Below are 16811 nucleotides of genomic sequence, written 5' to 3' on the forward strand. Positions count from 1 at the left end.
TGGCGGCGGCGCTGCAGGACCAGCGCCGCGCGATCGTGCTGGGCGAGCGCAGCTTCGGCAAGGGATCGGTCCAGACCGTGCTTCCGCTGAGCGACACGACCGCGCTGCGCCTCACCACCGCGCGCTATTACACGCCGTCGGGGCGTTCGGTGCAGGAAGGCGGGGTCGAGCCCGACATCGTCGTGCCGCAATTGTCGGACCCAGATTACAAGGCGCGGCCGCGCCTGCGCGAGGCTGATCTCCGCCGCCACCTGCTCAACCAGGCGAAGGTCGACAACAGCGTGCTGGAAAACGACACCACGCCCGATCCGCGCTTCGCCGCCACACCCGAGACGCTCAAGAAAGCGGGCGTCACCGACTTCCAGCTCGACTATGCGGTCAAGACCGTGTCGCGGCTGGCGACACCTGCGGTCCAGACCGCGTTGGCGGGGGCGGGAAGCCCCCGCGCCGGCCGCCGCTGATGCTCGCACCTGCCCGGTTCCTGGCACTGGCGCTGCCCGCTTTGCTGATGGCGGGCGCGCTCGGCTCGCAATATCTGGGCGGGCTCGCGCCATGCGAGATGTGCCTGTGGCAGCGCTGGCCGCATTATGCGGCGATCGTGGCCGCGCTGCTGGCGATTGCGACGCGGCGCAGCCCTGCGTCCCGCCCGCTGACCCTTCTCGCCGGCCTGTTGATCCTCGCAAGCGGCTTGCTCGGGGGCTTCCACGCAGGCGTCGAATATGGCTGGTGGAAGGGGCCGCAACATTGCACCGGCGTGCTGACCGGCGGCGGCGGCGATCTGCTGCGCCAGATCATGGCCGCGCCGATCGTCCGCTGCGACGTGCCGCAATGGACGCTGGCGGGGGTCAGCCTTGCCGGGTGGAACTTCCTCTTTTCGGTCGCCGGCGGTATTGCCGTGCTGGTGCTATGCCTGAAGCCGGTCCGCTGATCCCCGCCGATGCCGCCGCGCGCGCGGCGATGCTGCGCGTCGATCAGGCGGGCGAATTCGGCGCAATCCGGATCTATGCCGGCCAACTTGCCGTGATGGGCAATCGCCACCCCGCCGCGCGCGAGATCGCGCACATGGCGGAGCAGGAGGCGCGCCATCGCGCCAGGTTCGACGCAATGATGGCCGCGCGGGGGGTGCGCCCCACGCTGCTGGCGCCGCTGTGGAACGTCGCGGGCTTCGCGCTCGGCGCAGCGACCGCGCTGATCGGGCCGAAGGCGGCGATGGCCTGCACCGCGGCGGTCGAGACCGAAATCGACGAGCATAATGGCGTGCAGCTCGACCGGCTGGGCGGCGGCGATCCCGAGCTGAGCGAGGTCATTGCCGAATTTCGTGCCGAGGAGGTCGAGCATCGCGACACCGCGCTTGCGGCGGGCGCCGAGCAGGCCCCGGCCTATCCGCTGCTATTCGCGGCGATCCGGCTCGGCTGCCGCGCGGCGATCCGTCTGTCCGAACGGATATGATAGGCATGCGGCGCGTTCGGGCCCGAAAGGAGATCATATGATGATGACGCGCGCGATGCTGGCCGCCGCCGCCGGGGCGGTGTTTTCGCTGGCCCCCACCTCCCCGGTTGCCGCGCAGGCCGGCGGCAGCGCGCTGATCGTGTACGGCAATGATCGCTGCCCGCCCAACACGGTCTGCGTCCGCGCGCCCGAGAGCGAGCGCTATCGCATCCCCAAGACGATGCGCTCCAGCACGCTCGCACCCAAGGACCAGCCCTGGTCGCAACGGTCGAAGAGCGTGGCGAATGCGGGCGCGGCGACCGGCACCGGAAGCTGCAGCGCGGTCGGCGCGGGCGGGTTCACCGGCTGCTGGAAGCAGGACATGCAGGCGGCACGCGCCGAACGGACGGGCGACGCCAACGAGGCCGCCCAGTCGCCCGAGCCGCGCTGACGATCGTTCAGCCGGCGCTCATCGCGGCGCGGAGATGACAGGCTATGAAGTTGTTCGCTCCGATCGGCTTGATGCTGGCCTTGGCCGCGCCCTCTGCCCTCGCGCAGCAGGGCAAGCCGGAGGAGCGAATCTCCACCCTGTTGGTGTTCGGCGACGACCCCTGCCCCAAATCGTCCGCCGAGGAGGTCGTGGTGTGCGCGCGTCAGCCCGAAAGCGAGCGCTACCGCATCCCCAAGAAACTGCGCAAACAGGACTATAACGAAGCCCGCGACGGCAGCTGGGCGGGGACGGCGCGCGTGCTGGAGATGGTCAGCCGCCAGGGCCTGCCCAACAGCTGCTCGCCGATCGGCAGCTACGGTTTTTCGGGATGCTTCGCGCAGTTCCTCGCCACGAACCGCCGATAGCGCGGCATATCCTTGACAGTCGGGCGATTCCCTCCTAGCTGGCGCGCTTTCGCGGGCCCCTTTGCGGGATGGCCCACGATCCGGAATCGAAAGTAGAGAGAGCCATGTTCGCAATCGTGCGCACGGGCGGCAAGCAATATCGCGTCGCCGCCGGAGACAAGATCGTCGTCGAGAAGCTGGACGGGGACGCCGGTTCCTCGATCACGCTGGGTGACGTCCTGCTCGCGGGCGACGGCGCGGACCTCAAGTCGGTCGACGGCCTGACCGTCTCGGCCGAGATCGTGGCGCAGGGCCGCGGCGACAAGGTGATCGTGTTCAAGAAGCGCCGTCGCCACAATTATCGCCGCCGGAACGGCCACCGCCAGTATCACACCGTCCTGAAGATCACCGCGATCGGCGATCACAAGGAAGAGAAGAAGGCCAAGGCCACCCCCGATGCCGCCCCGGCGGCTGCCGAAGCGTAAGGAGCGACTGAGCAATGGCACATAAGAAAGCAGGCGGCTCATCGCGCAACGGTCGCGATTCGGCCGGTCGTCGTCTCGGCGTGAAGAAGTTCGGTGGCGAAAGCGTTATCGGCGGCAACATCATCATCCGCCAGCGCGGGACGAAGGTCTATCCGGGCACGAATGTCGGCATGGGCAAGGATCACACCCTGTTCGCGCTCGGCGAAGGCCGCGTGGCGTTCCACACGGGCAAGCTCGGCCGCTCGTACGTCAGCGTGATTACCGCGGCCGCGGCCGAATAACGGGCGAACGCATTTGCGGGTCGTCCAGTGGGCGACCCGAGGTCCGGATCAGCCGGACCGTCAGGGAGACGGGTCGCCCCCCGTCTCCTTTTTCGTATCTCCCTGACTCAATCGACCTGTCGCCGGGGCGTCATGCTTCGCTGGCAGGGGACCGCCCCAGGGAGAAGGTTCATGTTCGCAGTCACCGAACGCCTCCTGCTCAGGCCCGGCTGGGCCGAGGACGCGACGGCGCTCGCCCGCGCGATCGGCGACGCGCGCATCGTCCGCAATCTTTCGCGCGCCCCCTTCCCTTATTCGGTTCGCGATGCGGAGGCGTTCCTGGCGCATGCCTGCGATCCGCTGCGTCCCGCCTTCCTGATCTTCCGCCGCGATACGATGGACCTGGTCGGGGGCATCGGCCTGCACGGCGAGGAGCAGGCGGAGCTCGGCTACTGGATCGCGCGGGCGCATCAGGGCCGGGGCTATGCCACCGAAGCCGGCTGCGCGATCGTCGGGCTGGCCGACGCCAGCCTGCGCCTGCCCCGGCTGGTCGCGAGCCATGCGCTCGACAATCCGGCCTCCGGCCGCGTGCTGACGAAGCTTGGCTTCCACCCCTCCGGGCGGATCGGCATGCTGCACAGTCTGGGTCGCGGCTGCGAGATGCCGGTGCGCCTGTTCGCGCGTGACCGCGCCGAACAGGCCCCGGCGCTTGCGGCCTGATCGAACGATAGAGTGACGATAAAAGCACAGGGAATAAGCCTGAATAGTTAATTGGTCTCTCTTATAGTTAAGTGGATTACTTCAGGCTCGCTTTCCCAACCGACTAGACTATTGGCGCCCGAAGTCCTCCCGACATGTGGCAGGACTTCGGGAGCCAGTAGTATATGCGTAAGATCATCATTGCCGCGGCGCTGGCCGCGATGGGTCTGGCGGCGGGCAGCGCGTCGGCCACCGGCGGGTACCGCTACGAGCAGGCCGGCACGCTCAATGCCGCGCGCTACGAATTTTTCGCGGCGGGCGACGGCGATCTCACCGTCTACACGATGAACGGGACCGGCTCCTATCTGTCGAAGCTGGGCGTCAAGGTTAACGGGCAGACGATCACCAGCGGCATCCTGCCGACGGGTTCGCAGATCTTCGTCCCGACCAATGTGGGCCGCGTGACCGCGGGCGACCTGATCGAATTCTTCATCGATACCTATGATCGCGATCCGGCCGAGACCTATCTCGGCACCTATCATTCCAACGTCGCCTATAACGCCGACGGCCTGCAGCACGTCTTCGCGAGCGAGCACCCCGATGAATGGTGGATCGGCGTGCCGACCGGCACCTTCTTCGGGTTCGAGGATACCACCGCGGGCGATTCGCGCGGCGACCTCAACTATAACGACTATGCCTTCGTCGTGCCGGGCCTGACCCAGACTCGGCCGGTCGGCGGCGCTCCCGAAGCTGGCGTCCCCTCGCCCGCCCCCGAACCGGCCACTTGGGCGACCATGCTGATCGGCTTCGGCGCGAGCGGCGCTGCCCTGCGCGCGCGCAAGCGTGCGCGCGCCATCGCGGCCTGACCCTTCGCATCGGCGCGCGCCTGCGCTAGGCCGCGCCGATGCATTTCCTCGACCAAGCCAAGATCTTCGTGAAGTCCGGCGCCGGCGGCGCCGGCGCGGTTTCCTTCCGCCGCGAAAAGTTCATCGAATATGGCGGCCCCGACGGCGGCAATGGCGGCAAAGGCGGCGACATCGTCTTCGAAGCCGTCGGCGGCCTCAATACGCTGATCGATTTCCGCTACACCCAGCATTTCAAGGCCGAGCGCGGCCATGGCGGCTCGGGCAGCAACTGCACCGGCGCCGGCGGCGAGGATCTGGTCATCAAGGTTCCGGTCGGCACGCAGATCCTGGCCGACGACGAGGAGCGTTCGCTGCTGGCGGACCTTACCCGCGTCGGCGAGCGCGTCCTGTTCCTCAGGGGCGGTGACGGCGGGCGCGGCAATGCCAGCTACAAGACATCGACCAACCGCGCGCCCCGCCAGCACACACCCGGCTGGCCCGCGCAGGAAATGTCGGTGTGGCTGCGGCTGAAGCTGCTTGCCGATGCCGGCCTGGTCGGGCTTCCCAACGCCGGAAAGTCGACTTTCATCAACGCCGTCACCAATGCGCAGGCCAAGGTCGGCGCTTACGCCTTCACCACCACCCGTCCGCAACTCGGCGTCGTGCGCCATCATGCGCGCGAGTTCGTCGTCGCGGACATTCCGGGCCTGATCGAGGGCGCGGCCGAGGGCGCCGGGATCGGCGATCGATTCCTGGGCCATATCGAACGCTGCCGCGTGCTGCTGCACCTCGTGGACGCCAATGACGAGGATGTCGCAACCAGCTACCGGATCGTCCGCGACGAGCTGGACGCCTATGGCGCGGGGCTGACCGACAAGCCGGTGGTGGTCGCGCTCAACAAGATCGACACGCTCGACGACGAGCTGATCGCCGCGCTGATGGCCGAATTGGAAGAGGCAAGCGGCGCGGAGGTGTTCGCTCTGTCGGGTGCCGCCGGCATCGGCCTCGATCCCATTCTCGACCGTCTGCTGGAAGCGATCGGCCCCGAGGGGACGCCCGTCGACGAGACGGATGAGGGCGAGGACCCGATAGAATGGTCGCCGCTCTGACCGCAGCGGCGGATGCCGCGCTCTTCCCGCCTGCCACCTGCCCCAGGCTGATCTTCAAGATCGGCTCGGAGCTGCTCGTCGATCCCTACGGCGCGGTCCGCCGCGAGTGGCTGGACGGGATTGCGGCCGACATCGCCGCGCGGATGGCGGCGGGCCAGCAGGTCGCGGTCGTTTCCTCAGGCGCGATCGCGCTTGGCGCGCGCCGGCTCGGCCTGGCGAAGGGCGGCCGCGCGAGCCTGGAGGACGCGCAGGCCGCCGCCGCGACCGGGCAGATCGCGCTCAGCCAGGTGTGGGCGGAGGTGCTCGGCCGACGCGGCCTCACCGCCGCGCAGATGCTCGTGACGCTCGACGATCTCGAGGATCGCCGCCGCTACCTCAATGCCGCCGCCACGCTCAACCGGCTGCTCGGGCTCGGCGTGGTGCCCGTCCTCAATGAGAACGATTCGGTCGCGACCGAGGAAATCCGGTTCGGCGACAATGACCGGCTGGCCGCGCGCGTGGCGCAGGCGGCCGGCGCGCAGGGCGTGGTGCTGCTGTCCGACATCGACGGGCTCTACGATCGTAACCCCGCACTTGCCGGCGCGGTCCACATGCCCCGGATCGAGCGGATCGATGAAGCGATCGAGGCGATGGCCGACGCCGGATCGGCCTCCGGCATGGGCTCGGGAGGTATGGTATCGAAGATCGAGGCGGCACGCATCGCCAACGCCGCCGGCGCGCATCTCGCCATCGCCAGCGGCCGCATCGCCCGCCCCTTGTCGGCGGATGCCCGCCACAGCCTGTTCGTCGCGGGCCGCGCCGCGCGCGCGCGCAAGGTGTGGCTGGCGGGCGGACTGACCGCGCGCGGCACGATCCATATCGATGCCGGCGCGGCCGAGGCATTACGCGCCGGGCGCAGCCTGCTCGCCGCCGGCGCGACCCGGATCGAGGGCGGCTTCCGGCGCGGCGACCTGGTGACCATCGTCGGGCCCGATACGCGGCGGCTGGCGCGTGGCCTCGCCGAATATGACCATGACGAGGCCGCCCGGATCGCGGGCACACGGAGCGAGGGGCACGCCGCGATCCTCGGCTATGCGCCGCGTGCCGCGTTGGTCCATCGCAACCATATGGCCCTGCTGTGAAGCTCGCGGTCACGGGCGCGACCGGCTTCGTCGGGTCGCACCTGATCGAGCGCGCGGTCGCCGCCGGCCACACGGTGCGCGCGCTGACCCGCCGGACGCAGCCCGTCAGCGATGACGTTACCTGGATAGAAGGTGCACTCGACCTTCCTGACAGCCTGTCCCGGCTGGTCGAGGGGTGCGACGCTGTGATCCATGTCGCGGGCGTCATCAACGGCGATCGCGAGGCGTTCCGGCTCGGCAATCTGGTCGGAACCGAACATATGCTCGACGCCGCCTCGCGCGGGGGCGTCACCCGCTTCGTCCATATATCGTCGCTCGCCGCGCGCGAGCCGGCGCTCTCCGCCTACGGCTGGTCGAAGGCCGAATCGGAGGAGCCGGTGATGGCAGCCGGCGGCGACTGGACCATCATCCGCCCCCCCGCCGTCTACGGGCCGCGCGACCGCGAGATGCTCGAACTGTTTCGTTTCGCCGCGCGGCGGGTGGTGCCGCTGCCGCCGGGCGGCAGGCTATCGCTGATCCACGCCGCCGACCTGTCCGACCTGATCCTCGCCTGCCTCGACCGGCCTGAAAGCCACGGCCGCACGTTCGAACCGGACGACGGCACGCCGGGCGGCTGGGGTACGGCCGAATTGGCCCGCGCCATCGGCGTCGCGGTCGGGCGGCGCGTGCTGCCGCTGCCGCTGCCGCGCGCGCTGCTGATCGGGGCGAGCGCGGCGGACCGGCTGGTGCGCGGGCGGCGCGCCAAGCTGACGCGTGATCGCGTCAATTATTTCACCCATCCCGATTGGACCGCCGCCGCGCACGCTTCTCCCCCAGCCTCGTTGTGGCGCCCCCGTGTCCCCACGCCAGACGGGCTCGCCGCCACCGCGCGCTGGTATCGTGCCCACGGCTGGCTCTGAACCGCCGCATCCCCGCCGCAATCGCTTGGCAACGTCCCGCCACCTTCCGTAAAGGCGCCTTCCATGAGCCAGCATCCTGAGATTTTCGACCGCGTCGCCGAACAGATCGAACCCTTCAACAAGAAGGGCGTCGCGCTGACCGACGCCACCTCCTTCGCGGGCGACCTGGAATGGGACAGCCTGACCGTGATGGATTTCGTGGCGGCGATCGAGGACGAGTTCGACATCCTCATCACCATGAACATGCAGGCGGAGATCGAGACGGTCGGCCAGCTCGTCGCCACCATCGCCAAGCTGAAGGCTGCCGGCTGATGACCGACGCGATCGACACGCCCGAGGACGTGATGCTGGCCGACCTGCCGAGTCCCGCCGGCGCGCATGACCTCTTCGCCAAGTTCCGCCCGCTCATCCGCGAGCGCGAGGCGTTGCTCGCGACGGGTGTGCGGGATCCCTTCGCGATCGTGATGGACGAGGTGAAGTCGCCCACGCTCGCCATGATCCAGGGACGCGAGACGATCCTGCTCGGCACCTACAATTACATGGGCATGACCTTCGATCCCGACGTCATCGCGGCGGGCAAGGACGCGCTCGACCGCTTCGGATCGGGCACGACCGGCAGCCGCGTGCTCAACGGCACCTATCAAGGCCACAAAGCGTGCGAGGATGCGCTCAAGGAGTTTTACGGGACCGAGCACGCGATTGTTTTTTCGACCGGTTACCAGGCCAATCTCGGCGTGATCTCCACGCTGGCGGGCAAGGGCGACTACATCATCCTCGACGCCGACAGCCACGCCTCAATCTATGACGGCTGCTGGCTCGGCAATGCGGAGATCGTCCGCTTCCGCCACAACAGCGTCGAGGATCTCGACAAGCGGCTCGGCCGCCTGCCCAAGGATGCGGGCAAGCTCGTCGTGCTGGAAGGCGTCTATTCGATGTTCGGCGACATTGCGCCGTTGCCCGAAATGGTCGCGGTCGCGAAGAAGCATGGCGCGATGATCCTCTGCGACGAAGCGCATGGCATGGGCTTCTTCGGGCCCAACGGGCGCGGCGTCTATGAGGAGCTGGGCTGCGAGAAGGATATCGACTTCGTGGTCGGCACCTTCTCCAAGTCGGTCGGCACGGTCGGCGGTTTCTGCGTGTCCAACCACCCGGATTTCGAGGTGCTGCGCCTGGTCTGCCGCCCCTACGTCTTCACCGCCTCGCTGCCGCCGAGCGTGGTCGCCACCGCCGCCGCCTCGATCCGCAAGCTGATGCACGCGCACGACAAGCGCGCGCACCTGTGGAAGAATTCGCGCCGCCTGCACCAGGGCCTGCGCGACTTGGGCTACTCGATCGCGACCGAGATGGCACAGTCGGCGATCATCGCGGTGATGCTGCCCGATCAGGAAAGCGCGGTCGCCCTGTGGCAGGCGCTGCTCGAAAACGGCCTCTACGTGAACCTCGCCCGCCCGCCCGCGACGCCCGCCGGCACGTTTCTGCTGCGCTGTTCGCTCTGCGCGTCGCATACGGATGAACAGGTCGGCCAGATTCTGGACATCTTCGCGCGCTCGGGCCGCGCGGTGGGCTGCATCGCCTAAGTCGCTCCGTTTCGGACCTTTCCGTAATATCGGGCCCGCGCTATCGTTCGCGGAGCGATGGACGATGCCCTGCTTGTGGCGGCCAAGGGCCGGAACGCGACGCGCGCGAAGCTGCTTGTCGCCACGGTGGCGTTGGTCGCGACGATTCTCGTCGCAGTGCTGCTCGTGCTGGTTCAGCGTTCGAATGCCGAGCGCGACGCCGCGCTGGCGCGCAAGCAGCACAGCTTCTCCGTCGTCCTGCTCGCCCATGATGCCGACGGCGCGCTCGCCCGGGCGGAGGCGGCACTCGGCCGCTTCGTGATCGATGCCGATCGCCGCACCGGCACGTCCTATTATGATGCATGGCGGCAGGCGGGGCGGCTGCTCGACGAGCTCGATCTGCTGATCCGCGCCGATCCGGTGCAGGCACAGCGGATGCGGCTGCTCCACGCGCTTTATCTGAAGCGCGGCGAAGAACTGGGGCTGGCCGCCACCCGCGCCAATTACCGGCAGGGCTGGCCGGCCTTGTCCTTGTTCGCGCGCGCCGGCCAGTCGGACACGCTGCCGCGCATCAGCCGGACGCTGCGCGCCGTTGCCGAGGCGGAGCGCGCGCTGCTCGACGAGCGGTCGAGCGTCGCCGCCGCCTCGACCGCGCACGCAAACAATCTTGCCACATTGTTGTCGGTCGTCGGCGGCCTGCTCGCGCTCTCCGTGATCGCGCTCGCCTGGCTCGTCATGTCGACCTTGTCGGAGAAGCGGATCGCGCACGAGGCTGCCGAAATCGAGGCCGACCGCGCCGCCGCGCTGGAACATGCCGTGGCTGAGCGCACCGCTGCGCTGAGCGACGCCAATAGCCGGCTGATCGAGGAGGCACGCACGCGTGAGGCCGCGGAGAGCAAGCTGCGGCAGGTGCAGAAGATGGATGCCGTCGGGCAGTTGACCGGCGGCATCGCGCACGACTTCAACAACATGCTCGCGGTGGTGCTGGGGGGCCTGGAAATGGCCAAGCGGCGCGTCGAGGAGCAGGCGCAGGAGGCAGGACGCCACATCGATAGCGCGATGGAGGGGGCGACGCGCGCCGCCGCGCTGACCCGACGGTTACTGACGTTCGCCCGCGCCGATCCGCTGCTGCCCGCGGCGGTCGATCCGGGCCGGCTGCTGCGCGACATGTCCGACCTGATTGACCGGACGATCGGCGAGCGGATCGAGGTGCGCATCCTCTGCGCGGCTGACGTCTGGCCGGTGTGGGTCGATGCCTATGCCCTCGAAAATGCGATCCTCAACCTCGCGGTCAATGCCCGTGACGCGATGGAGGGCGTCGGCCGGCTGGAGATGAGCGCCACGAACGCGACGCTCGGCGCGGACGAAGTCGGCACGCTCCCGCCGGGCGACTATATCCGCATCGCGGTCAGCGACAACGGATCGGGGATGGACCGGGCGACACTCGAACGCGTGTTCGAACCATTCTTCACCACCAAACCGGTCGGCCAGGGCACGGGCCTCGGCCTCAGCCAGATACTCGGCTTCACACGGCAGTCGCGAGGCGACGTGGCGATCGCCTCCACTGTCGGCCAGGGCACAACGGTTTCTGTCTACCTGCCGCGCCATATTGGCGCGGGGGAGCGCAAGCCCGATCCCGTCCCGCATCCGGTCGCGATGCAGCCCCTTCCGGCGTTCGGCGGCACCATCCTGGTGGTCGAGGACGATGCGCGCGTGCGGATCGCCACCGGCGAAGCGTTGAGCGAGCTGGGCTATCCCCATGTCCTGTGCGGATCGGCGGCCGAGGCGATCAAGCGCCTTCAAGCGGGCGAGCAGCACGCGCTGTTGATGACGGATGTCGTCATGCCCAACATGACCGGGCCCGAACTGGTGCGGTCGGTCCGCATCAGCCATCCCGACATGCCCGTCCTGTTCGTGACCGGCTATGTCGGCGAAGCGGGCGAGGCCGATACCTTCAAGGGTGCGGCGGTGCTGCGCAAACCCTACACGCTACGCGCACTGGCAGACACCCTCGCCCGGCTGTCGCATCCCGACGATCCCGCCACGCACCGCGCCGCCTGAGAGACGCCGCTGGCGAAAGCGTACGCCGCGCGTGACACCGTAACTAACGTCCGGTCTGCGCGCGATGCAGCAGCTTCTGGTCCGCCAGCACCAATGCCATCATCGCCTCGACCACCGGCGCGCCGCGGATGCCGACGCACGGGTCGTGCCGCCCTTTCGTGCGGATTTCCGCAGCCTCGCCTTCGCGCGTCACCGTCTCGACCGGCGTGAGGATCGAGCTGGTCGGCTTGAACGCGACGCGCAGCCGCACCGGCTGCCCGGTCGAGATACCGCCCGCGATGCCGCCCGCATGGTTGGCGAGGAAGGCGGGACCGTCGTCGCCCGGCCGCATCGGATCGGCATTTGCCTCGCCGGAAAGCGCCGCCGCCGCGAATCCATCACCGATCTCGACACCTTTCACCGCGTTGATCGACATGGCCGCCGCTGCGAGCTCGCTGTCGAGCTTGGCGTAAAGCGGCGCGCCCCACCCCGCCGGGACGCCCGTCGCCTCGCAGGCAATCACCGCGCCGAGCGACGATCCCGCCTTGCGCGCATCGTCCACCAGCGCCTCCCAGCGCGCCGCAGCGACGGCATCTGGGCAGAAGAAGGGATTGGCGTCGATCTGGCTCCCATCGAACGCCGCCGGATCGATCGCATCGCCGCCGATCGCCTCAACCCATGCCCGGATCGACACTTCGGGGATCACCAGCCGCGCGACCGCGCCCGCCGCCACGCGCGCCGCCGTCTCGCGTGCCGAGGATCGGCCGCCGCCGCGATAGTCGCGAAAGCCGTATTTGGCGTCATACGCATAGTCGGCATGACCGGGGCGATAGGCCTTCGCCACCTCCGAATAATCTTTCGAGCGCTGGTCGACATTCTCGATCATCAGGCTGATCGGCGTGCCGGTCGTGCGCCCGTCGAACACGCCCGACAGGATACGGACCTGATCGGGCTCCTGCCGCTGCGTGGTGAAGCGCGACGTGCCCGGCCGGCGCTTGTCGAGGAAGGGCTGGATGTCGGCCTCGCTCAGGGGCAGGCTTGGCGGGCAGCCGTCGATGACCACGCCGAGGGCCGGCCCGTGGCTCTCGCCCCAGGTTGTGAAGCGGAACACCCGTCCGAAGCTGTTGTAACTCATTCCTGCATCCCCAGCCGGGCGAAGGCCGGCGCATGATCCGCGCGGCCGCGCTCACCGCACGGCACCAGCCCGCCCTGGAGCGCCGCCGCCAGCAGCGCATCGCCCGCATAAGGCGACGCATAATCGTGCGCCAGGTCGGCGGCAAAACCGAACCGGCCATAGAAATCGGGATCGCCGAGCGCGAAGCACAAGACCACGCCGGCCTGCTCCAGCCGGTCGAGCCCCGCGCGGATCAGCGCCTCCGCCACGCCCTGACGGCGATAGGCGGGGGCCACGGCAACGGGCGCGAGCGCGACGGCGGGCACGGGCTTTTGGCCGACCGTCACATCCATCCGGCTGAACGCGACCATGCCCGTCAGCGCGCCCGTCTCCTCATCCTCGGCGACGAGCGTCAGCACCATGTCGCCGTCGATGCAGAGGTCGCGGACCAGCGCCGCCTCGTCCGCCCGCGGGAACACGGCGCGGAGCAGCGCGTCCATCGGCGCCACGTCGCTGGCGCCGGCCGGGCGGATGACGATGACGGCGCCCATGGCGGTCAGGCGAGCGCGATGTCGGGCGCGTCCTCCGCCTTCATCCCGATGACGTTGTAGCCCGCATCGACATGGTGGATTTCGCCTGTCACCCCGCTAGCGAGGTCGGACAGCAGGTACAGCCCCGCGCCGCCGACATCCTCGATCGTGACGGTGCGGCGCATCGGCGAGTTGAGCTCGTTCCACTTGAGGATGTAGTTGAAGTCGCCGATGCCGCGCGCCGCCAGCGTCTGGATCGGCCCCGCGGACACCGCATTGATGCGGATATTTTCCGGCCCCAGATCGACCGCGAGATATTTCACGCTGGTCTCCAGCGCCGCCTTGGCGACGCCCATGACGTTGTAATGCGGGATCACCTTCTCGGCGCCGTAATAGGTCAGCGTCAGGATCGATCCGCCGTTCGGCATCAGCGCGCGCGCGCGCTTGGCGACCGCGACCAGCGAGTAGGCCGAGACGTTCATCGTCATCAGGAAGTTGTCGAGCGTGGTGTCGTAATAACGACCGCGCAGCTGCGACTTGTCGGAAAAGCCGATGGCGTGGACCACGAAATCGATCGTCGGCCATTCCTGCTTCAGCGCGTCGAAGGTCGCGTCGAGCGCCGCCATGTCGGCCACGTCGCAATTGAACAGGCGCGCGACTCCCAGTTGCTCCGCCAGCGGGCGGACACGCTTCTCCATCGCCTCGCCCTGATAGCTGAAGGCGAGCTCCGCGCCCGCTTCGCTCAGCTTCTTCGCGATACCCCAGGCAAGCGACTTGTCATTGGCGAGGCCCATGATGAGCCCCCGCTTGCCTTGCATCAGCCCGGCCATCATTCCTCCGTCCGAACGTCCCTGTCGGCGTCCCTTACGCGCTGACGCGGGGTTTCCGCCAGTGCCGCGTTCAGATGCGCGCCCACCACCAGCCCGAAGCCGACCAGCCAGAAGAAGAGCAAGGTCACGATCACGCCCGCCAGGCTCCCATAGGTCCGGCCATATCCACCGAGCGCCGCGAGCACGCGCGGCAGCGCCAGTGCGGTCATCACCCACCAGAACGTGGTGAAGGCCGCACCCGGCCATTTGGGGCAGCGGCTCCAGCGATATTTGCTGGGCATCAGCGTGTAGAACACGATGTAGAGCGAGACGAACAAGGCCGCGCCGGGGGCGAGCCGCGACCAGCCGATCCAGCCCAGCACCTCGTCCGAAACGGGGATCAGCCGCGTCACCACCTCCTCGATCCCGATCAGCAGCAGCTGGAGGCTGAACGCGGTCAGCATCAGCATGATCGATCCGATCACGATTGCGCCCGACAGCAGCCGGTAATGCCAGAAGGGCTTGGTGAAGGTCAGCCCATAGGCGCGGCGGAGGATGTCGCGGATCGTCTCGATGAAGCTGCCCGTGGTCCACAGACCCACCAGCGCGCCGAGCCACAGGAGCGAGCCGGTGCGCTGCGCCAGCACGTCGGCGATCGGCTGGCGCACCAGTTCGCGGACCGACAGGGGCACGGTACGCAGGAAGCCGGCGATCGCCATGTCGGTATCGGTCCCGCGTCCGACGAAATTGGCGAGCGCCGCGACCACGATGAAGAAGGGGAAAAGCGAGACGAGCGCGAGATAGGCGAGGTTGCCGGCATGGATGAAGCCGTCGGAATAGACGCCGATCGCGACGCGCTTGACGATCTCCCACGCCCATTGCCAGCGCGGGATGCGACTGAGCGCGTGCGGATTGCCGTGATCGGCGCGCTGCTCAGGCGACTCCGGTGAAATCTTCTGCAAAGCTGAGGTTCGGGCCGCGCCGACCTAGACGCCCAGCGCCGCGCGCGGGTTGCGCTCGCGATCCGTTGTCCATCCGGCCACGAACTCGCGCAAGGCGGCGTCGTCGGCCGGCAGATCGACGATCAAAGTGACGAGCTGGTCGCCGCGCGTCCCGTCGCGGCGGTGGAAACCCCGCCCCTTCAGGCGCAGCACCTTGCCCGACGAAGAGCCCGGCGGCACCGTCAACATCACCGCGCCCTCGACCGTGGGCACCTTGACCTTGCCGCCCGTCACCGCTTCGTCCAGCCGGATCGGCAGATCGAGCCGCACATCGTCGCCGTCGCGCGTGAAGAAGCGGTGCGGCTTGACCTCGACCGTGACCATCGCGTCGCCCGGTCCGCCCGCACCGGGCTCGCCCTGCCCAGCCAGCCGGAGGGGGGTGCCCGCCACCGCATCGGCCGTGATCTTCAAATCGATCGTCTTGCCCGACGAAAGCGCGATGCGCTGCGGCTTGAGCGCGGCCGCATCCTCGAACTCGACGCCAAGGCGATAGGCGACATCGGTGCCTTTCTGCGGCCGCGCGCGCGCGCCAAAGCCTCCGAACCCGCCGAAGCCCGTGCCGCGCGACTTGGCACCGCCGGCCGCACCGCCGCTGAACAGCCCCTCGAAGATCTCGCTGAAATCCGCGCCCGCCGCATCGCCGAACTCGAACCCGCCGCCCGGCGCGCCACGCGTCGCGCGAAAGCCGCCGCCTCCGCCGCCGGGGCCTGCGCCGAACCCGAACGGCGCCTTCGGATTGCCCTGCTCGTCGATCTCGCCGCGATCATATTGCGCGCGCTTGTTCTTGTCGGACAGCAGGTCATACGCCGCCGTCACCTGCGAAAAGCGCTCGGCGGCCTTGGGGTTGTCGGCGTTGCGGTCGGGGTGCAGCTCCTTGGCGAGCTTGCGATAGGCCTTCTTGATCGCGGCTTCGTCCGCGTTCCGGGCCACCCCCAGGGTCGTGTAGAGATCGGCCATCTGTACTCCTTGCCGGTCATGTGCGGAGGAGCGCGCGTTTCGACAAGGGGAAAGTGGCACAAAGCGCGCACGGCGGCGTTCTCCGGCGCGATCGTCCCTCCGTTCCGGAACCGCCCATGAAGCCCTATCCCTGTCCCAATTGCGGGCGGCCCACCCATTTCGAGGTGCGCGTCTGCCCGAACTGCGCCTTCACGCTCGGCTATGACCCGCAAAGCGACAGCCTGCTGTTCCTGGGCGACGGCGCCACGACCTGGCGCGACGCCGGCGGGACGCCGCACGACGTGGTCGTGTGCGGCAACAACAATGATTATCAGATCTGCAACTGGCTGGTGCCGGCGGTGGGCGACCAACCGCTCTGTCTCGCCTGTCGGCACAACCGCACCATTCCCGATCTGACCAGCCCGACGGTGCCCGAACGCTGGGCGCGGATCGAGGCGGCGAAGCGGCGCCTGTTCCACACACTGCTCCACCTCAACCTGCCGATCGAGACGCAGGCGGAGGCGGAAGCGAATGGCACCACCCCCGGCCTGACCTTCGACTTCCTCTACGATCCGGTGGGGGAGGAAACCGGCACCGTCCAGATCACGACGGGTCACGAAAACGGCCTCATCACGCTCAACCTGCTCGAGGCGGACGACGTCCAGCGCGAGCGGATGCGGACCCGGCTCGGCGAGCCCTATCGCACGATCCTCGGCCATTTCCGGCACGAAGTCGGCCATTATTATTTCGCGCGGCTGATCGAGGACACCGACGAGGTCGAGAATTTCCGCCGCCTCTTCGGCGACGAGCGGATCAGCTACGAGGACGCCAAGTCGCAGCATTATGGCGACGGCAGTGGCGGCTGGTCGACCGATTACGTCTCGGCCTATGCGACGATGCATCCGTGGGAGGATTTCGCCGAGACCTTCGCCCACCTGATGCACATCGTCGACGCGCTGGCGACGATCGGCGGCTTCGGCATGCGGATGACCGAATGGCCGGGGCATGAGGATCAGCCGGCGGTCGATTTCGATCCCTATCAGGCGGAAACCGGCCAGCTTCTGGCCGAATGGGGGCCGTTTGCCTTCGCGGAGAATGCGATCAATCGCTCGATGGGGCAGCCCGACCTGTATCCGTTCCACCTG

At 68.4% G+C, this 16811-nt stretch carries 21 protein-coding genes; 16 read left to right on the forward strand and 5 right to left on the reverse strand.

Going from position 1 to position 16811, the window contains the following annotated elements; genetic code table 11:
* The 15 genes from ACOJSF_RS11095 to ACOJSF_RS11165 all read left to right on the forward strand — a co-directional run.
* On the forward strand, nucleotides 1-461 hold a 461-nt coding region (locus ACOJSF_RS11095), incomplete at its 5' end, for a S41 family peptidase (RefSeq protein ID WP_420142261.1).
* Entirely contained in the window at nucleotides 461-928 is a 468-nt protein-coding gene (locus tag ACOJSF_RS11100) for a disulfide bond formation protein B (RefSeq protein ID WP_420142262.1), read from the forward strand. The genes ACOJSF_RS11095 and ACOJSF_RS11100, both read left to right, overlap by 1 nt.
* Nucleotides 907-1449: a demethoxyubiquinone hydroxylase family protein gene (locus ACOJSF_RS11105; RefSeq protein WP_420142263.1), complete on the forward strand. Its 543-nt coding sequence runs from the start codon at nucleotides 907-909 to the stop codon at nucleotides 1447-1449. The genes ACOJSF_RS11100 and ACOJSF_RS11105 overlap by 22 nt, the downstream gene beginning before the upstream one ends.
* 37 nt (nucleotides 1450-1486) lie before the next feature.
* Nucleotides 1487-1879, forward strand: a complete 393-nt coding sequence (locus tag ACOJSF_RS11110; RefSeq protein ID WP_420142264.1) for a hypothetical protein — start codon at nucleotides 1487-1489, stop codon at nucleotides 1877-1879.
* 44 nt (nucleotides 1880-1923) lie between these two features.
* Nucleotides 1924-2283 carry a hypothetical protein gene (locus ACOJSF_RS11115; RefSeq protein ID WP_420142265.1) on the forward strand — a complete coding sequence of 120 codons (360 nt, stop codon included), beginning with the start codon at nucleotides 1924-1926 and terminating at the stop codon, nucleotides 2281-2283.
* Between the two features lie 104 nt (nucleotides 2284-2387).
* Complete coding sequence (gene rplU / locus ACOJSF_RS11120; RefSeq protein ID WP_420142266.1) at nucleotides 2388-2747, forward strand: 50S ribosomal protein L21; 360 nt, start codon at nucleotides 2388-2390, stop codon at nucleotides 2745-2747.
* Between the two features lie 14 nt (nucleotides 2748-2761).
* On the forward strand, nucleotides 2762-3028 hold the full coding sequence (gene rpmA, locus ACOJSF_RS11125) for a 50S ribosomal protein L27 (RefSeq protein ID WP_420142267.1): 267 nt from the start codon (nucleotides 2762-2764) through the stop codon (nucleotides 3026-3028).
* Nucleotides 3029-3199: 171 nt separating this feature from the next.
* Nucleotides 3200-3727, forward strand: a complete 528-nt coding sequence (locus ACOJSF_RS11130; protein WP_420142268.1) for a GNAT family N-acetyltransferase — start codon at nucleotides 3200-3202, stop codon at nucleotides 3725-3727.
* 164 nt (nucleotides 3728-3891) lie between these two features.
* Entirely contained in the window at nucleotides 3892-4572 is a 681-nt protein-coding gene (locus ACOJSF_RS11135) for a PEPxxWA-CTERM sorting domain-containing protein (RefSeq protein WP_420142269.1), read from the forward strand.
* A 38-nt stretch (nucleotides 4573-4610) separates the two neighbouring features.
* Entirely contained in the window at nucleotides 4611-5660 is a 1050-nt protein-coding gene (obgE, locus tag ACOJSF_RS11140; RefSeq protein WP_420142270.1) for a GTPase ObgE, read from the forward strand.
* Entirely contained in the window at nucleotides 5645-6781 is a 1137-nt protein-coding gene (gene proB / locus ACOJSF_RS11145) for a glutamate 5-kinase (RefSeq protein WP_420142271.1), read from the forward strand. The genes obgE and proB overlap by 16 nt, the downstream gene beginning before the upstream one ends.
* Entirely contained in the window at nucleotides 6778-7680 is a 903-nt protein-coding gene (locus ACOJSF_RS11150) for an NAD-dependent epimerase/dehydratase family protein (protein ID WP_420142272.1), read from the forward strand. Before proB ends, ACOJSF_RS11150 begins: the two co-directional genes overlap by 4 nt.
* A gap of 63 nt (nucleotides 7681-7743) precedes the next feature.
* Nucleotides 7744-7992: an acyl carrier protein gene (locus ACOJSF_RS11155; protein WP_420142273.1), complete on the forward strand. Its 249-nt coding sequence runs from the start codon at nucleotides 7744-7746 to the stop codon at nucleotides 7990-7992.
* Nucleotides 7993-8024: 32 nt separating this feature from the next.
* Nucleotides 8025-9257, forward strand: a complete 1233-nt coding sequence (gene spt / locus ACOJSF_RS11160; protein ID WP_420142281.1) for a serine palmitoyltransferase — start codon at nucleotides 8025-8027, stop codon at nucleotides 9255-9257.
* 57 nt (nucleotides 9258-9314) lie between these two features.
* Nucleotides 9315-11297 (forward strand): ATP-binding protein, encoded by a 1983-nt coding sequence (locus ACOJSF_RS11165; protein WP_420142274.1) that lies wholly within the window; start codon nucleotides 9315-9317, stop codon nucleotides 11295-11297.
* Between the two features lie 43 nt (nucleotides 11298-11340).
* Here ACOJSF_RS11165 and aroC read toward each other — a convergent pair whose 3' ends face one another.
* The 5 genes from aroC to ACOJSF_RS11190 are packed head-to-tail and all read right to left on the reverse strand — an operon-like array spanning nucleotide 11341 to nucleotide 15687.
* Nucleotides 11341-12411 carry a chorismate synthase gene (aroC, locus tag ACOJSF_RS11170; RefSeq protein ID WP_420142275.1) on the reverse strand — a complete coding sequence of 357 codons (1071 nt, stop codon included), beginning with the start codon at nucleotides 12409-12411 and terminating at the stop codon, nucleotides 11341-11343.
* Complete coding sequence (locus ACOJSF_RS11175; RefSeq protein ID WP_420142276.1) at nucleotides 12408-12941, reverse strand: GNAT family N-acetyltransferase; 534 nt, start codon at nucleotides 12939-12941, stop codon at nucleotides 12408-12410. Before ACOJSF_RS11175 ends, aroC begins: the two co-directional genes overlap by 4 nt.
* Nucleotides 12942-12946: 5 nt before the next feature.
* On the reverse strand, nucleotides 12947-13750 hold the full coding sequence (gene fabI / locus ACOJSF_RS11180; protein WP_420142277.1) for an enoyl-ACP reductase FabI: 804 nt from the start codon (nucleotides 13748-13750) through the stop codon (nucleotides 12947-12949).
* Nucleotides 13750-14691, reverse strand: coding sequence for a YihY/virulence factor BrkB family protein (locus tag ACOJSF_RS11185; protein WP_420142278.1), 942 nt, complete (start codon nucleotides 14689-14691; stop codon nucleotides 13750-13752). The genes fabI and ACOJSF_RS11185 overlap by 1 nt, the downstream gene beginning before the upstream one ends.
* A 24-nt stretch (nucleotides 14692-14715) precedes the next feature.
* Nucleotides 14716-15687: a DnaJ C-terminal domain-containing protein gene (locus tag ACOJSF_RS11190; RefSeq protein WP_420142279.1), complete on the reverse strand. Its 972-nt coding sequence runs from the start codon at nucleotides 15685-15687 to the stop codon at nucleotides 14716-14718.
* 116 nt (nucleotides 15688-15803) lie between these two features.
* Between ACOJSF_RS11190 and ACOJSF_RS11195 the strand changes: the two genes are divergently transcribed.
* The coding region (locus ACOJSF_RS11195) for a zinc-binding metallopeptidase family protein (protein WP_420142280.1) at nucleotides 15804-16811 on the forward strand (1008 nt) is incomplete at its 3' end.

Origin of the sequence: Sphingomonas sp. (genome assembly GCF_048594985.1) — a bacterium.
Classification (GTDB): domain Bacteria; phylum Pseudomonadota; class Alphaproteobacteria; order Sphingomonadales; family Sphingomonadaceae; genus Sphingomonas_I.

Coding starts and splice junctions, on each gene's coding strand:
- ACOJSF_RS11100 (WP_420142262.1), top strand. CDS start 461: ATGCTCGCACCTGCCCGGTTCCTGGCACTGGCGCTGCCCGCTTTGCTG.
- ACOJSF_RS11105 (WP_420142263.1), top strand. CDS start 907: ATGCCTGAAGCCGGTCCGCTGATCCCCGCCGATGCCGCCGCGCGCGCG.
- ACOJSF_RS11110 (WP_420142264.1), top strand. CDS start 1,487: ATGATGATGACGCGCGCGATGCTGGCCGCCGCCGCCGGGGCGGTGTTT.
- ACOJSF_RS11115 (WP_420142265.1), top strand. CDS start 1,924: ATGAAGTTGTTCGCTCCGATCGGCTTGATGCTGGCCTTGGCCGCGCCC.
- rplU (WP_420142266.1), top strand. CDS start 2,388: ATGTTCGCAATCGTGCGCACGGGCGGCAAGCAATATCGCGTCGCCGCC.
- rpmA (WP_420142267.1), top strand. CDS start 2,762: ATGGCACATAAGAAAGCAGGCGGCTCATCGCGCAACGGTCGCGATTCG.
- ACOJSF_RS11130 (WP_420142268.1), top strand. CDS start 3,200: ATGTTCGCAGTCACCGAACGCCTCCTGCTCAGGCCCGGCTGGGCCGAG.
- ACOJSF_RS11135 (WP_420142269.1), top strand. CDS start 3,892: ATGCGTAAGATCATCATTGCCGCGGCGCTGGCCGCGATGGGTCTGGCG.
- obgE (WP_420142270.1), top strand. CDS start 4,611: ATGCATTTCCTCGACCAAGCCAAGATCTTCGTGAAGTCCGGCGCCGGC.
- proB (WP_420142271.1), top strand. CDS start 5,645: ATGGTCGCCGCTCTGACCGCAGCGGCGGATGCCGCGCTCTTCCCGCCT.
- ACOJSF_RS11155 (WP_420142273.1), top strand. CDS start 7,744: ATGAGCCAGCATCCTGAGATTTTCGACCGCGTCGCCGAACAGATCGAA.
- spt (WP_420142281.1), top strand. CDS start 8,025: ATGCTGGCCGACCTGCCGAGTCCCGCCGGCGCGCATGACCTCTTCGCC.
- ACOJSF_RS11165 (WP_420142274.1), top strand. CDS start 9,315: ATGGACGATGCCCTGCTTGTGGCGGCCAAGGGCCGGAACGCGACGCGC.
- aroC (WP_420142275.1), bottom strand. CDS start 12,411: ATGAGTTACAACAGCTTCGGACGGGTGTTCCGCTTCACAACCTGGGGC.
- ACOJSF_RS11175 (WP_420142276.1), bottom strand. CDS start 12,941: ATGGGCGCCGTCATCGTCATCCGCCCGGCCGGCGCCAGCGACGTGGCG.
- fabI (WP_420142277.1), bottom strand. CDS start 13,750: ATGGCCGGGCTGATGCAAGGCAAGCGGGGGCTCATCATGGGCCTCGCC.
- ACOJSF_RS11190 (WP_420142279.1), bottom strand. CDS start 15,687: ATGGCCGATCTCTACACGACCCTGGGGGTGGCCCGGAACGCGGACGAA.